The sequence below is a fragment of the Desulfotruncus arcticus DSM 17038 genome, from assembly GCF_900113335.1.
Taxonomy (GTDB): domain Bacteria; phylum Bacillota; class Desulfotomaculia; order Desulfotomaculales; family Desulfallaceae; genus Desulfotruncus; species Desulfotruncus arcticus.
Genome location: NZ_FOOX01000003.1, coordinates 332,369 through 347,091, shown reverse-complemented (window position 1 = coordinate 347,091; position 14,723 = coordinate 332,369). Strand labels below are relative to the sequence as shown.

The following is a 14,723-nucleotide window of genomic DNA, read 5'->3' as shown; positions in this document are numbered from 1 at the left end:
GAATTTGTCGTATATCCATCGAAAAAGTAGAAAAATTTTTTTACATATGAAAAAATAGGCAAAGCGGATGAAAATCCGTGACATCAAAAAGAAAGAGGGAGTACATATGTTTAACAGTATTAAAGCTAGACTGGCCGTAATTATTCTACTGGCAACTTTGGCCATTATATTATCCATGACCTGGTTTAACTATAACCGAATGTCGGCAGTTCTAAACGAACAAATTGTCTTTTCGGCCCAAAATGGCGCCGCTGATAATGCCGAGATAATTACCAACTGGCTGCAGGGTATTCAAAACGTAGTAGTTACCTTGTCCAAGGTGCCCGATATCCAGAGCATGGACTGGGAAAAACAATTTTTAGTATTGATGGGTTCGGGAGGTAATGGTAACGGCATCGAAATGTTTATGGTGGCGGACACCTCCGGTTATGCCCATATCACCCAAGCCACCTTGGGGGTAACAGAAGTTTATATTGAAAATCAGAAATATTTTCAGGAAGTTTTGCAAACCGGACAACCTGTAATATCCGATCCCATATTAAATGAGGCCTCCTCTCAAACAGTCATTGCCGTGGCCGCTCCTATCTATGCTTTCGATGATGCCACTAAAATAGTCGGTGTAATCGTGGCCACCGTAAACACTACGTATATTAATATCCTGGTGGAGAAAATGAAAATCGGTGATTATGGTTACGGGTTTATTGTCAGTGATAACATGAATATTATTGCGCACCCGGATCAAAAGTGGGTAAATAACACAAAAATTTGGGAATCAAATGCCACTTTTGAAGCACTGGGCCAAAAAATGGCAAAAGGGGAAGCGGGATACGGCCACTATAGCTTTGACGGTGTTGATAAAGAACTGGCCTATGCGCCCATAAAATTAACAGGCTGGTCCATTGCTCAAACTGCCGATACCGCCGATGTCATGGCGCCGCTGGCCAAGTCCCAAAAATTTGCGATCATCATAGCATTGGCAGCCGTTGCGATCATGCTGCTGCTATCGTTTATCATTGCCAATTATATCTCCAAGCCGATTAAAGCTTTATGCAATATGGCCGGAGCTGTAGCGCAGGGCGATTTGACATTTAAAATAAGTGATCTGGGAGCAAGAAAGGATGAGCTGGGCGTTCTGTCCGCATCCTTTGCCACGATGGTGGAAAATCTGAAATCGATGCTGACAAGTATTCGCAATAGCTCCGACTACCTGGCTTCACAAAGCCAGGAACTGGCCTCCAGCAGCGAAGAGGTAAGCTCCACCATTGCGGAGGTAGCCAGCACCACCAATGAAGTGGCCGCCACCTCCAGCCAGAGTGCGGATAACGCGGAAACCGCCGCTAAAGAGTCCGGGCTGGTATGGGAAGTAGCCGAGCAGGGCAACCGGGCGGTTCAGGAAACTGTAGACAGAATCAATTCCATAGCCGCAACCTCACGGAATATGGCCGAGGCCGTTCAAAAACTGGGACGGCAGTCCAATCAGATAGGGGAAATTATAAACACTATCACCAACATAGCAGATCAAACTAATCTACTCGCCTTGAATGCAGCCATTGAAGCCGCCAGGGCCGGGGAACATGGCCGTGGGTTCGCTGTCGTGGCGGAAGAGGTAAGGCAGTTGGCTGAGCAGTCGGCCAACGCCGCCAGAGAAATTACGGGCCTGGTCAATGAAATCCGGCAAAATGTAGACGAAGCGGTAAAAGCCATTGAGCTTGGAGTCGCAGAAGTGCGCGAAGGAGTTCAGGTGGCCAATAGCGCCAGTGCTGCTTTGCAACAGATTGAAAAAGCAGTGGAAGGGAATACGGCAGTAATTCAAGATATTGCCGCCGGTTCCAAACAAGTTAATGAAGGCACCCAACAGCTTACTGCAGCCAGCGAGCAAATTTCCGCCACCACGCAGCAGGTATCGGGCGCCGCCCAGGAACTGGCCAATATCGCCGAGGAATTGCAAAGAGCCATATCGTTATTTAAAATGACGGAAAGTGATCAAAATACCCGGATTGATTTGCCGGCGGAAGATGATATAGATCAACAGAAGCATACAGATGAGGAGGAGGCAACCTCTGCAAATAAAGCAGAGGCAATGGATCATGTGGCAACTACCGACATAGCAGCCGACAGCGAAAAGAGCAACGAATAATTAAGAAGTGAAAATTCGTGTACAATGAAAGTGCAGCTTAAAGACACCGTCAAGCCAGTCGCCGGAGATATAGTTATTGTAAAACTTGTTGCAGCAGCTATATCCCCGGCTGACTAGGCCGGCCTTAAAGCATCATCGTTTTTTAATCCAGCCCAAGCCTGATCTTTAAAGATTTTTTTCGTATTTTAGCAAAAAGTATTATCAGCAAAACGAGCATGGCGCATATAAACAGTGGCGGCTCATCAAGCGTTACGGTAGGGATTTGTTCATTGTTGTTTAGAATTCTCTCCTGCAAATCCAGCAATTCCCTCTCCTGCTCCGGTGTCTCAACCACAATAAATGCTGTCTGGGGTGTCAAAACTCTTGCCCTGAAGCCGGCACGAACCAATTCCAAAGGGTCCGGTTTTCCGTTCAACAAATATCTTTGCTGTGCCGCATCAAGAAGAATAGCGTTTTTAAACTGATTGCTTGTTAAAGTAATGCTGTCCAATTTCATATTACCCGGCACCAATTCGCATTCATTATTGTCAGATACATAGATTCCATTGAAGTTAAGGACAGGCTTTACAATAAGATTCTTTACTCTACCCTCCGCCTTATTGTCTGCATAAGAATATGGCGTCAAAGTCAGGTCGTGATTTAAAGCGTAATAGCAAGGACTTTCAGGGAATCTGTCGGATAGAGGATAAATATTTTCAGGGAAAACAGCTCCGGGCATATTATCGGAAACTGCAATTATAACCGGAAAATTTTTGCTGCTTTCTTTACTTAAAATCATTCTTACCGCCCTATCAAAATTGAAACCGCATTCCGCTTCAAATCTTGTTTGCTTCATATCCGCAAGAGAATGGGATTCAACTTTATAGGAAGCAAAAATCACTTCAGCCCGGGTAATATTATTGGCCTTGGCATATTCTTCAATTTGCTCAGTATGCCATGCAATGTCGCTGTTTTTGGAGCAGTCAACAACAAAGTGGTATTCGGGCGTTCTTTTAACTTGCTTTAAACCGGCTTTTTGCAAGGGCGAAAGCAAAACCGCTCCATCAACAGCCGTTTCTCTTTGTACTGCGTCTTCGCCCAATGAAATAATCTTGTTATCTAAATTAAGATTAAACGGATATTTGTGCAGAATTTCAAAGCCTGTCTGCCTTACCTCGTGTTCACTGAAGGGAAAGACCCTGAGCTCCAGAGTATTTCTGCATGTATAGTGCAGCAGTCCCGGGTCGCGGCGCGTGTTTACAATTTTCCGGTAAATAAACAAAGCAGCCCGACGATCGGCAAGAATACCCTCTTTTCTATCTCCGGCGACATCAAGGTAATAGTCGCTGATATATGCACCTTCCGGCAATTTGAAAGTAGTTACATACTCTCCATTTCCCTCTACTGCAGGGTTTTCCAGTGTCAAATCAACCCGTGACCTGTAAACTCCTGTTTCCTCATCCAACTCTGTTTTGCCTTGCATATCTGCCAGCCGTACCCGGTTATGCACCATATTCGAATTGGCAAGATTCACGTCAATCAGATTGTGCCCTGAGTCCAAAAACAGATTTTCAAGTGCCAGTATGTTGTGCTGTGCTATGATCTTCCCATCCAGAATGAACTTTGTGTAAAAGGCTGATATTATGGGTGTGTTTCCGGAATCAAAACCCATCATACCCCTTGTTGAATCATAGCTGCCCTTAATATTTTTTAATGCTCTTTCAAGACGCGCCAAATCAACCTCAACCGGTTCGGTTATCTCAACACTGTTATAACCCAAATATTGCACAGCAGCTTGCAAATTACCCTTATCACCCCAAAATGTAGATATCATACAGACGGGCAGGGTGACGATCCCGGCACAAAAAACAGCTATTATTCCAGACGTTCCCCATGCCTTTGACAGAACATCCCATTCCTTGATTATATGCCGGCCCTGCCAGACAGCAGCAAAGGCAGGTGCAAAAATGAAAATTCCCAATCCGTAAAAAATGAGCCCTACTAGCCCCAGTGGGAGAATAGGCAGGAACACGATGAAAAAATACAATATATATGTATAACAAACCGCCTTAAGATAAAACGCCAAAAGCCTGAGCTTTTTATCCTTTACCGTGGGAAGCAGCATTAGTAACCCGTTTAACGCTGCAATAATATAGAAGGCAGGGCTTGAAAAATCACCGAACATGCCAACGGAAGTATCACTGGACCATAAACCGGCGTTGCCCTGATTAATTGCCAGACCTCCCAATGGCAGCAGCAGCGATACAAAAGTTGTAATAATATAATACCTTTTAGTGGATGGGCTCTTTAATTCACTGTCAGTCCTTTCCTGCCTCCAAACAAGCAGCGTTTTCACTGACAGCAGCATTATTGTATAAACGCCTGCTATGATCAAGATCATAAGTATGGCATTTAAGTTGATGCCGCTGATAATATTCATCATTACAAACCAGATCAGTGGAACTGCAATTAATCCTGCAGCATAACCGGCCGTATCATTACTCTTTTCAGCTGGTGTTGTGTTAAAGGCCGTACCATATATGCCATACAAAACAGGAATCATACACAAGATGACAAAAACCAGGCGTGGGCTGACAAAGCCCGTTATATTAAATAAATCTATATTAAACAGCAGCATAAATGCTGTAAAAAACGCATACACAATTGAAATTGCCGTGAATACCCTTGTGTCCGTAGAGTTTTCTCTGCGTTTTATAAGCGCGTAAATTGAAAATATCCCCGTTAACAGCAGAGTTACGGCACCAGTAAGCACTATTGATGCCATATTTAACCCTCCGGCATTGAAGGTAAGGTAACCTAACAGCACCAGCTGGGGCAGCGTCACAAACAATAATATGTACACGGGTTTAGTAACTGCTTTCATGTTTATCTCCCCCAATTAATTTATTAATTGATATATAGCTTGCCGCCAGGGCGGCAAAATAAAGGGAAATACCTATGCCTGTATGCAATAGTGCAAATTTTTCGTGGGTTACAAACGGTATCGAGCCAATAATTCTGATACTGCTGATTAAGGTCCCGGCCGCGGCAGCTCCAATAAGACTTGTGATAAACCATAACACCTTGTACAAGCCGTTAAAATGTTTTGCAAACATGCAGGCGTTCATTATAAACATTAAAACAACGAAGTTACTGCCCATACAATCCCGGCCAATGGTAAATGCACAGTCCATTGATGAATATCCAATCCCGTTTGTGTACGCCAGCGGAATGTTGTAAAACATCTCCGCCGCTTTTGCGTGAGGATAAAGCAATATCTTTAAAACAGCATCCTGGGCGGTTTTAACCCCATATATTAAACCAAGACCAACCAGAACAGCCAGAAAATAAATAAGCACACTCTGCGCTTTATCTTTCATTACCATCATGCTCCGTATCTTGATACTCCAGAATGTCGCCCGGTTGGCACTTTAATGCCTTGCAGATTTCTTCCAGTGTGGAAAATCGAATTGCCCTGGCTTTGTTGTTTTTAAGAATTGATAAATTTGCGGGAGTGATGTTCACCAGTGCCGCAAGCTCTATCAGCCCGATTTTCCTTTTGGCCATCATTACATCAAGATTGACAATAATCGGCACAGTTCATCACTCCTTAAACCGTTAAGTCATTTTCTTCTTTATACTGTACCGCCTGTTTGAACACATCTGCCAGAACCAGCGAGAACAAGCCAGCTATGGCAAAAATAATAACAATTATGATTGTCCCCAGTGTAAACCAGAACAAACATTTTGTTATGTATAAAGCTGCAATGACAAAAGATGCAACTGCCATTTTCCGCAAAGCGTCTACATTTTCCAGAATAAAGGGGTCAGTATGCAAAAGTGTTTTAAAAATATATCTCAGCGTCCATAAAATATAAAGCGCTGCGATGCCCGACAACATTAATACAGCTGTCAACTGCAGGCGGATGCTTCCAGCTATAAAGGTGTATGGAATAAGCTTGTAAATAATTACCGGAACAAATGCGCAAACCAGAATACCGCTGTAAAACATGAAATCAATAAGTATCTTGGTAAAGCGATGTAGAGCCTTTTTATTTTGCATCCCAAAAGACCTCCCGAGAACTTTATCAAATAGCATTATAGTACAATAAATTATGAAATACAATATATTTTTATTGTTTATCAATAATTTTTAATTGAGATTCAATAATTTTTTTCATTATTTATTCGAAATACCCTGTCATCACAAGGCACCTTTTTCCGGCAGTAAATGAAAAAAGCCCTTATTTGCTTCAACATAAAAATACCCCCCGGTAAACTGGTATACCTGGGGGGAAGGGGCTTTTGAAAAAACAACCAAGTATAGTAATATCTATACCCGGCAAGATATAGTATCTTTCCTGTCTGCTCATAGTAGGCAAGAAATTCTTGATAATCTTGATAATCAGCCGTAAGCTTGCGAGTCGGCTGATTTGATTGGTTAGCTAATTCTATGTTTAAAAACGAACCATACCATGGTCACAGCCACTACAGACAATAGCATCATACTGTATATAGGTTGTGGATCGAAAACCAAAAGAGGCCATAGCCAAATAATTCCATATATCGTAGATAGCAAAACGCGTTGTATGCTCCCGCTCATTAAGACCATTAGGAATATACCGATGCCTGCTAGAAACACACCAATAAACCATAAAATGTCCGAAGTTGAGGATAGCTGAACACCACTACCAGCTTCAGCCCGAGCCTTAATCCCCATAAGCATTTTTCTTTCCATAATGTAGTGCAATGGTATTCTAAAAAAATCACCAATCTTACTCTGCAGACTTGGCAATTTCCGGCCATGGGTTCGTACGATCAAACGGGTTTGTTTTGTATTGAGTTTCTTCAGAACAAAAGCCCCCCAGCCTTTTAAAACAAAAGAATTTCCTGGTTCAACATATACCACCGGAAAATTATATTTTATTATGCTTTTTGATTCATCAAGTGATGCCGGGATGATACGGCCAACTTTCATTTCTTGAAACTCCGGTACAATATTATCCGCATGGCGAGTCTCAGACCCTAATGCCTTTTCGATAAAAGCATAGCTGAAAAAACCTCCCCGGTCCGCACCCAATTGAATCAGCCATTTCCAGACCTCAGAAACTGGAGCGTTTATCGTTATTGCCCGTGTTGAACTTGTATATGGCGCTAAATTATCACCAACCAACGGCATTTTTATTTCATTTTCAGATGCTCCCCAAGTTAAGATCAAAGGTCGCAAAAAAACAGTATATACTATTAGTTGAACAAAAATTATAAACATGAGGATTAAAAAGGATTTCTTAATATTTGACATTAAACAGTCCTCTTCGTATGAATTTCACCGAACAATACAATCTAATCTTAAGGAGATGGCTCTGTTATGTGCAATGTTGAAAAACATGTAGCTTTAATCAGCCGCTCGGCTTTGTGCATCCGTTGCATCAGTCTTATTGGATGTGATTAACTGTGCGGAATCGGCAACCTGCCATACCCCTTTAATACGGCCATCATTATCAATCCCCCAGGTGTGTGAAAAACGTACTAGCTTAGAGGATTCCCCCTCCTTTTTTATGAATTTGTAATATCCAAGCACGGTGACAACATCTCCTCCATCAATGTAAACATCAGGAAAGGCGTCAAAATAATAAAAACGACTGAGCAGGCTTGGATAAAAAGAATGAAAGATTTCAGCCAAGCCACGATAAATACCACCGTCAGGAAATCCTGGTGAAACACTCCATACAGGATCATCAACCAATAGCTTGGTTATAGTTTCACTATCCTTCTCCTTTGCTGCCCTGTAAAATGCTTTTACTCGTTTTACATTTTGCGTATCTTTTTCTTGATGCTCTAAAAAAGTACTAATTTCCATCATGGCTAACCTCCCTTAATAAACTCTTGATTTCTTCGTTTTTCTTCCTATCTCACAATATTTCACTTTGCTCATGCTGATCCCGTTCCCCGGATAGTGTGCCTATACTCCATAATCCACCCTTTTGTACGGATAAAACCGCTAAGATATTTAGTGGTTTTCCGCCCGCTCTTTAATCATTTTTAACATTTCAAGCCGTATCCACCCGCTATAAGGTCTTATAATCGCCCAGTATAAACGGAACGAGGATTTTGCCCGCCCTTCCAGACATAAAATCCTGGTCTCTGTTGATAATGTCGCAGTCCCATCGTCATTTCTTTCTATGTATAAATTCCAGGCAACTTTGCTATAGCCTGTTTGATTAAAATTGATAAAATCGGCAGCGCTTGAGAGCTGAATATTGGTTGGCCGCTGCTGCCAAAACTTGCCCGCAAATCCTATTATAACCTCTTGGTTTTCAACTTCCTCGAGCAGAATCCAACTCCCATTCTCTGTTAATTGGTCAATTGATAATTTTGTTGGTAGTTGCTTATCCGGTTCTCTGTTGGAATTTAAACGGTAAGGAATGCTTCGTAAGAACACAAGGGTATTGATAACTTTTGATTTGCGCATGTCAAAATTGTGAATAGCTGCAAATACCTTCTCCGGCGAGGCATGAATAACAATTTTGTGTTTTTCGGCAAAATCGAATTCAGACAAATAGCAGTTTACTTTCTGGTTTTCTGGATGCCCAAACATTTCAGTACTCCGGGAGTACCAGTAAAAAAACATATGCGACAGGAATACCACCATAAAAATGGAAGCAACAACCATCAAGATAACATCCATCAATGTTAACCTCACTTCAACATTAATATTGGCGCAAAGCTCGCGGTGCTATTCTTTTATTCCCTGACCAAATTAAGGACCGCACAATGTTACGTTTACCGTAATTTTTCCTTAACAATAATTTCAGGTGTCGTAATATATGCGGAAAAAAATTTCTACAGCACTTTTGATGACTCTATTTCAATGCTTTTTCTCCCTACATATATTATTCCGGCTCATTCCAACTTAATTTGGCGCGACATGGCCGAATGCTTTTCATAACATGTTCTCTCCCCCAGCGTATGCCCGATCAGACCCCGCAACACCAGGCGCATTTGTTTTTTCACTTCCAATAACGGTTCCCGCACTTCTTCGGGCAGTTTTTCAAGCGCTCTTTTTTCCACCAGTCGGTGAATTTTCCGCAGGTCTTTCATCGGGCAGTCTTCACATGTTCTGTCCACCATTTCTCACTCCCCCAAATTTTATTTTCAACATACTGTCCTCCAATTTAGCCCCAACAACGTCCCGCCCCAGAAGTTTACGGGGCAGAAAGATATTGCGCTTGTATTCGCCCAACCTGACGGTAAGCTCATCCCCTTTCTGGGACAGCGAGATATCCCCTTTCTCTACAAAGGGCAGAGTCATTTCCAACACATAGCCATCTTCAGTCTTGCTAATCTTCTGGGTTTGGCCATGGAAAAAGAACTTTTCAGGGGATTTTCCCCCAAAACAGGCACTGCCCATTTTATCAAGGGCCTCAAAACCTACTACTTCCTCCATGAATAACGGCACGGTGAAAACAGGCACAGGGCTAAACTGATCTTTTATGTACCGGAGATAGTTATGGTGCACTTCTCCCCATTTCTCGAAATACTGTCCCAGGTTCACGAAAGGCAGCAACCGGTTGACAATCACGGCATCCGTATTAAAACCATACAGGTTCAAATACATGAAGCTTCTTTCGGCTTCCCTGATGACCATTTTCTCGGGATTCACCACGATTCTGACAGAAGTTATGTCCTCATCAACTAAAATCTCATGCATTTCCCTGAGTTGCTGAAACAATTCCGCAATACTGTCCATGGTGTCGTCACCCGGCAGGGGTACCCCGAATAACGGTTTGGATATAGGACGGGCAATTTTCAGCAAAAGTTTTTCAACCGGGAATATCTTTTCCAGCCACCACTTAAGCACCTCCGGAAAACTGAGTAACCTTAGGGTCTCGCCCGTGGGAGCGCAGTCAACAATCACAACATCATATTTCCCTTCACTGCAGTGGTTAAGAATTTCGAACAAGCTGAAAAGCTCCTCCAGACCGGGAAATATGATCAATTCATCAGCTGTTATATCCTTTATGTTCTGAGATATCAGCAGCGCCGAAAGATAATCCTGCACTTTGCCCCAGCTTTTCTCAGCGCTGAACAGGGTGCTTATTTCCTGCGCCCAGAGGTTCTCTCTTATTTTGATCGGCTCATCACCCAGCTCCAGGTCAAAAGAATCTCCAAGGCTATGTGCGGCATCCGTGCTAACTACAATTGTTCTTTTCCCCGATGCTGCGGCGGCAATGGCCGTTGCTGCAGCCAAACTGGTCTTACCGACACCGCCTTTTCCTGTGTAAAGAATAACCCTCACCTTAACAACCCTCCTCATTTTGGCCTAATTATTACGAATCGCATAATGTCCACTTAATAATTATTTCGTATTGCGAAATAATATTAGAAAAAAATAAACCGTTTATTTACCCTTTCTTATTAGTTAACCCACTTTTTTACACAACCCATGTTATTCTATTTTAATGCTTCTCCTTTGTTGTGCCGATTCTTGTACCGGGTTTTGAGCACCTTTTTGGAATCCCACTATTACCTTACGCACTAATTTCAAACCTGTTTCAAATTCTTCTTCAGTAAGCAAACTCCTTATCCTGTCAAGAAAATCACGAAAATGTTCTTTCAAATCCTCTACCAAAGACTTGCCGCTATCAGTAAGGGATACCGTCACGACCCTGCGATCCTCTTCACTTCTGCCTCTTTTTAACAATCCTTTTTTCACCAGGCGATCAACAATTCCGGTGGCGGTACTCATGGGCACAGCCATACCCTGGGCCAGATTGCTCATGGTAATGGTTCGAAATTTTTCGGAAAGCTGTAAAGCTAAAAACTCATAACGGGATATCGACAATTCCAAGGTAATGATCTCTTCGGGGACAATTATCTTCTGAACATTATCCAGTAGAAATTCATATATATCGCTATTGCTGTTCAAAAAAACACCTCGTTAATATTACGTGTAACGAATTTTTCTTATCACAAAATATCATGCAATCTTTTTTTTGTCAAGATTGAACAGCTTTCATTGCTTTGCTCTCTATCTTGTTTTTTACGTGCATAAGTAATAGAAGGTATCTTTACAACTCTTGCACCCAATGCTCTGTTTAAATCTCACACCTTGCCAGACATGCCGTAAACAAGTTACCAACTTGATTTAGAGTATGAAGTACGAAGCCATAAAATAGCTTGACCCGACTATAGCTTTATAATTTATGATGATCTCGGAAGGTCTTACTACATCTTTTATGCTCCTTCCCTTTGTTTTTTAGAATAAATTTAATTTGTACTCCTTCGACAGCCATATTATAACCAGATATCCAGTAAATTCAAATTCAATAAAAGCCGGAATGATATAAAAAAAATATAAAAAAAGCGGGACATTAAAAACACCCCGATATCAGGAAAGGGGACACGCCTTCCCTGATTAGCTGAAGGAATGTCCCCAGATTTAATTTAGCTTTTTAACCAACCTTTTCATCTGAACCATACAACCATTGCCCCGGCGATAATTCCCATAAACCCGAGTATTGAAAAATAGCCGTACTTCCAGCGAAGTTCAGGCATATAATCAAAATTCAACTGAAAATGCGCCTGATAACGGTCAGGGGCAAAAAATGATTGTGATACCGGTGAAAAATGACGCACAAAGTTATTAAAGTAATATAATATAAACATAAAGATAAAGATAGAAATTAGTGATAAAAATGTGGAGGTTCGATAGAATGTTCGGAATTGAACACTATTGGTTTTTTTTACTATCGGGAATAATGCTAAATATAACGCCAGGGGCGGACACCATGTATATTCTCGGCAGAAGCATATCACAAGGTAAAAAAGCCGGGATAATGTCAGTTTTAGGTATTAGTTCAGGTTCATTATTACATACATTATTAGCATCTTTGGGGCTTTCCATAATACTGGCCAAATCTATAGTTGCTTTTAATATTGTGAAATACGTTGGAGCCGCCTACCTGATATATTTGGGTATTAAAGCAATATTAGCTACCTCTGATAAGTTTGATTTAGATAAAGCCAAAACAGATAATATGTTAAAAATATATTTGCAAGGTATGATAACTAATTTACTAAATCCTAAAGTAGCTCTTTTCTTTTTAGCCTTTTTGCCCCAATTCGTAAATACCAATAGCAACTATGGTCCGCTGCCTTTTCTATTGCTAGGATTAACATTTATTGCCACAGGAACCATTTGGTGTTTCATGCTGGCCATATGTTCTGCATTAGCGACTAAAAAATTTAGAGATAATTCAAAACAACTTACACTCTTGAATAGATTGGCCGGCATTCTGTTTATAGGTTTAGGATTAAAACTGGTTAGTACAAAATTAAGTTAACCCGGGTAAGCTATCTCTCATTAATTCCATAATGGTTTTGGGAAGTCTCATCGACACTCAAAGAGCATCCCCTTCCGAGCGTGTTTTCTTCCATTTTCAGATTGCTTAAGTAAATATAAGCGGCTATAAACCAATTTTCAATGGTTATAGCCGCTTAATTATTGACTTATTTAAAATTCATGAATGATCCGGTCGTTTAGCTCAGCCACCTTGCTGTCGTTGAACCGGTCCACCGTGCTCAGGTAACCCGTGATGCGACGCACCCGGCGGATAGCCGTTGAACCGCAGCGGGGACACTTATCCTCGTTAATTACGCCCAGGGTACTGCAGCCGGTGCAGAAATCCACCGGAAAGTTGACCGCTGCGTAACCCATGTCACTGTCCCGCATATGCCTGACGATTGCTTCCATTGCCTCGGGGTTATGCACCGGTGGTGACGCCATTTCCACATAGCTGATATGCCCGGCATTGCAGTATTTATGGTATATACCCTCCAAGCTGATCTTTTCAAAACTGGATATCGGGAAATTAACCGGAACATGGAATGAATTTGTGTAATACTCCTTGTTCGTAACCCCAGGGATTATACCGTATTCCTTACGGTCCTTGCCGATAAACCGGCCGCTGAGCCCTTCCGCCGGAGTCGCCAGCAGTGTGTAGTTTAAGTCGTACTCCTCACAGGCCTCGTCAATGAGCCGCCGCATGCGGGCCACAATTTCGTTGCCCAAAACCTGAGCGTCCTTGTCCTGGCCGTGATGGCGCCCGGTCAGTGCCGTAAGTGCCTCGGCCAACCCGATAAAGCCAACTGAAAGGGTCCCGTTGACAATGGCGTCCCTAATGGGGTCGCAATCCTTGAGGCCCCGGGACTCAAGGTAGAGCCCCTGCCCCATGACAAACGGCATATCCTTAACCTTTAATTTGGCCTGAACCCCAAACCTGTGATACAGCTGGCGAATAGCCAGGTTCATCATATTATCCAGCAGGCGGTAAAATTGTTGCATATCCCGTTCGGCTTTGATGGCCAATCTAGGCAAATTGATGGTAGTAAAGGAAAGGTTACCCCGTCCGTCGGTTATCGCCGGACCGCGTCGGTTGGCCATAACCCTGGTACGGCAGCCCATGTAGCTTACCTGGTCCCCCCACTCCTTGTTAAAGCTGGAATCCATAAAACTGAAAGTAGGGTTAAGACGTTTGGCCGCCACCCTTAAAGCCAATTTAAATAAATCGTAGTTGGGATCTTCCGGGTTGTAATTTACTCCTTCCTGAACCCTAAAAATTATGTTGGGGAAGATGGGGTTCTCTCCCCGGCCCAGGCCGGCTTCGTAAGCTAATAGCAAATTTCTGGTCACCTTGCGGGCCGCTGCGGAGGTTTCAGTGCCAACGTTTAGGGAACTGAACGGCACCTGAGCCCCCGCGCGGCTGTGCATGGAGTTTAAGTTGTAGACCAGGGCTTCCATCGCCTGGTAAGTTTCATCGTCACTGGCGTTTTCCACGTAAGGAGCAATATCCCGGTCAAAAAAGGCAAAGGACTGTCCGCCGTGCATGTCGTTCTGGGAACTCTGCAGGATAATCGCCGCCAGGGCCGTAGCTGACGCCGGGCGCTTGGGCGGACGGATATAACCGTGCCCGTTGTCGAACCCTTCGGCTAAAAGCCTGCCCAATGGAATCTGTACACATGTTAAGGTTTTTCCATAGAAGTCTAGATCATGTATATGAATATCCCCGCGCTGGTGGGCCAGGGAAAAATCTTCATCAATCAACCGGGTAAGATAATATTTCTTACTGGCGGCACTGGCAATCTGGAGCATCTTCGCCGAAGGTGAATTGCTGATGTTAGCGTTTTCTTTGCTGGTTTCTTCCAGAATTTCCTCCACTGCATCCATCAAGTCGCCCTTGGCATCCCTGATGCGGGTCCGCCGATCCCGGTAAAGAATATAGGCCTTCGCTGTCCTGGCGTGGCCCGCCTCAATTAGCACTTTTTCAACTATATCCTGTACGTCCTCAACACTGAAAGCGTGCCCGTTGAACTTTTTTTTCAACATCTTTAACGCTTCAATGGTAAGTTCCATGGCAGTTTGCCTGTCTTCGCCGCCTACTGCCCGGGCTGCCTCGAAAATAGCATCTGTTATTTTACCCTCGTCGAAGGGCACTTCACGCCCGTCTCTTTTCCGGATCACCTTGAACAAAACTGCTGCCCCCTCTTTAACTAGTTATTCTATTTCTAATAAAGAAGACTTGGTTCAGGTGGGGTTTTTGACCCC

14 protein-coding genes are annotated in these 14,723 nt (G+C 43.0%); 2 read left to right on the top strand and 12 right to left on the bottom strand.

Annotated elements, in window-relative coordinates; all coding sequences use genetic code 11:
• Positions 1-106 precede the first annotated feature (106 nt).
• Positions 107-2,137, top strand: a complete 2,031-nt coding sequence (locus BM056_RS06395) for a methyl-accepting chemotaxis protein (protein ID WP_165613409.1) — start codon at positions 107-109, stop codon at positions 2,135-2,137.
• A 142-nt stretch (positions 2,138-2,279) separates the two neighbouring features.
• On the opposite strand, the gene BM056_RS06390 is transcribed toward BM056_RS06395, so the two are convergent.
• The 11 genes from BM056_RS06390 to BM056_RS26805 form a co-directional block, all read right to left on the bottom strand.
• The gene (locus BM056_RS06390) at positions 2,280-5,000 is read right to left on the bottom strand and encodes an MSEP-CTERM sorting domain-containing protein (protein WP_092469848.1); all 2,721 of its coding nucleotides are present in this window, start codon (positions 4,998-5,000) and stop codon (positions 2,280-2,282) included.
• Positions 4,984-5,496, bottom strand: coding sequence for an exosortase K (gene xrtK, locus BM056_RS06385; protein WP_165613408.1), 513 nt, complete (start codon positions 5,494-5,496; stop codon positions 4,984-4,986). The genes BM056_RS06390 and xrtK overlap by 17 nt, the downstream gene beginning before the upstream one ends.
• A complete protein-coding gene (locus BM056_RS06380) occupies positions 5,486-5,713 on the bottom strand; it encodes a helix-turn-helix domain-containing protein (protein WP_092469844.1) in 228 nt (75 codons plus the stop codon). Before BM056_RS06380 ends, xrtK begins: the two co-directional genes overlap by 11 nt.
• 13 nt (positions 5,714-5,726) lie before the next feature.
• Positions 5,727-6,179, bottom strand: coding sequence for a DUF2975 domain-containing protein (locus BM056_RS06375; protein WP_165613407.1), 453 nt, complete (start codon positions 6,177-6,179; stop codon positions 5,727-5,729).
• 378 nt (positions 6,180-6,557) lie between these two features.
• The gene (locus BM056_RS06370; RefSeq protein WP_092469840.1) at positions 6,558-7,418 is read right to left on the bottom strand and encodes a hypothetical protein; all 861 of its coding nucleotides are present in this window, start codon (positions 7,416-7,418) and stop codon (positions 6,558-6,560) included.
• A gap of 93 nt (positions 7,419-7,511) precedes the next feature.
• Positions 7,512-7,979 (bottom strand): nuclear transport factor 2 family protein, encoded by a 468-nt coding sequence (locus tag BM056_RS06365; protein ID WP_092469838.1) that lies wholly within the window; start codon positions 7,977-7,979, stop codon positions 7,512-7,514.
• A 147-nt stretch (positions 7,980-8,126) separates the two neighbouring features.
• Positions 8,127-8,807 carry a hypothetical protein gene (locus BM056_RS06360; protein WP_131820733.1) on the bottom strand — a complete coding sequence of 227 codons (681 nt, stop codon included), beginning with the start codon at positions 8,805-8,807 and terminating at the stop codon, positions 8,127-8,129.
• 212 nt (positions 8,808-9,019) lie between these two features.
• Positions 9,020-9,247: a hypothetical protein gene (locus BM056_RS06355; RefSeq protein ID WP_092469834.1), complete on the bottom strand. Its 228-nt coding sequence runs from the start codon at positions 9,245-9,247 to the stop codon at positions 9,020-9,022.
• A complete protein-coding gene (locus BM056_RS06350) occupies positions 9,228-10,415 on the bottom strand; it encodes an ArsA family ATPase (protein ID WP_092469832.1) in 1,188 nt (395 codons plus the stop codon). The genes BM056_RS06355 and BM056_RS06350 overlap by 20 nt, the downstream gene beginning before the upstream one ends.
• A gap of 150 nt (positions 10,416-10,565) precedes the next feature.
• A complete protein-coding gene (locus tag BM056_RS06345) occupies positions 10,566-11,045 on the bottom strand; it encodes a MarR family winged helix-turn-helix transcriptional regulator (RefSeq protein WP_092469830.1) in 480 nt (159 codons plus the stop codon).
• A gap of 539 nt (positions 11,046-11,584) precedes the next feature.
• Positions 11,585-11,674, bottom strand: coding sequence for a hypothetical protein (locus tag BM056_RS26805; protein ID WP_238456338.1), 90 nt, complete (start codon positions 11,672-11,674; stop codon positions 11,585-11,587).
• A gap of 158 nt (positions 11,675-11,832) precedes the next feature.
• Between BM056_RS26805 and BM056_RS06340 the strand changes: the two genes are divergently transcribed.
• Positions 11,833-12,462, top strand: coding sequence for a LysE family translocator (locus BM056_RS06340; protein WP_092469828.1), 630 nt, complete (start codon positions 11,833-11,835; stop codon positions 12,460-12,462).
• A 170-nt stretch (positions 12,463-12,632) separates the two neighbouring features.
• On the opposite strand, the gene nrdD is transcribed toward BM056_RS06340, so the two are convergent.
• On the bottom strand, positions 12,633-14,648 hold the full coding sequence (gene nrdD, locus BM056_RS06335; RefSeq protein WP_092469826.1) for an anaerobic ribonucleoside-triphosphate reductase: 2,016 nt from the start codon (positions 14,646-14,648) through the stop codon (positions 12,633-12,635).
• Positions 14,649-14,723: the final 75 nt, after the last annotated feature.

What these genes read in the sequence shown, in the direction of transcription:
- BM056_RS06395 (WP_165613409.1), top strand. Translation starts at nt 107, where the DNA reads ATGTTTAACAGTATTAAAGCTAGACTGGCCGTAATTATTCTACTGGCA.
- BM056_RS06390 (WP_092469848.1), bottom strand. Translation starts at nt 5,000, where the DNA reads ATGAAAGCAGTTACTAAACCCGTGTACATATTATTGTTTGTGACGCTG.
- xrtK (WP_165613408.1), bottom strand. Translation starts at nt 5,496, where the DNA reads ATGAAAGATAAAGCGCAGAGTGTGCTTATTTATTTTCTGGCTGTTCTG.
- BM056_RS06375 (WP_165613407.1), bottom strand. Translation starts at nt 6,179, where the DNA reads ATGCAAAATAAAAAGGCTCTACATCGCTTTACCAAGATACTTATTGAT.
- BM056_RS06370 (WP_092469840.1), bottom strand. Translation starts at nt 7,418, where the DNA reads ATGTCAAATATTAAGAAATCCTTTTTAATCCTCATGTTTATAATTTTT.
- BM056_RS06365 (WP_092469838.1), bottom strand. Translation starts at nt 7,979, where the DNA reads ATGATGGAAATTAGTACTTTTTTAGAGCATCAAGAAAAAGATACGCAA.
- BM056_RS06355 (WP_092469834.1), bottom strand. Translation starts at nt 9,247, where the DNA reads ATGGTGGACAGAACATGTGAAGACTGCCCGATGAAAGACCTGCGGAAA.
- BM056_RS26805 (WP_238456338.1), bottom strand. Translation starts at nt 11,674, where the DNA reads ATGCCTGAACTTCGCTGGAAGTACGGCTATTTTTCAATACTCGGGTTT.
- BM056_RS06340 (WP_092469828.1), top strand. Translation starts at nt 11,833, where the DNA reads ATGTTCGGAATTGAACACTATTGGTTTTTTTTACTATCGGGAATAATG.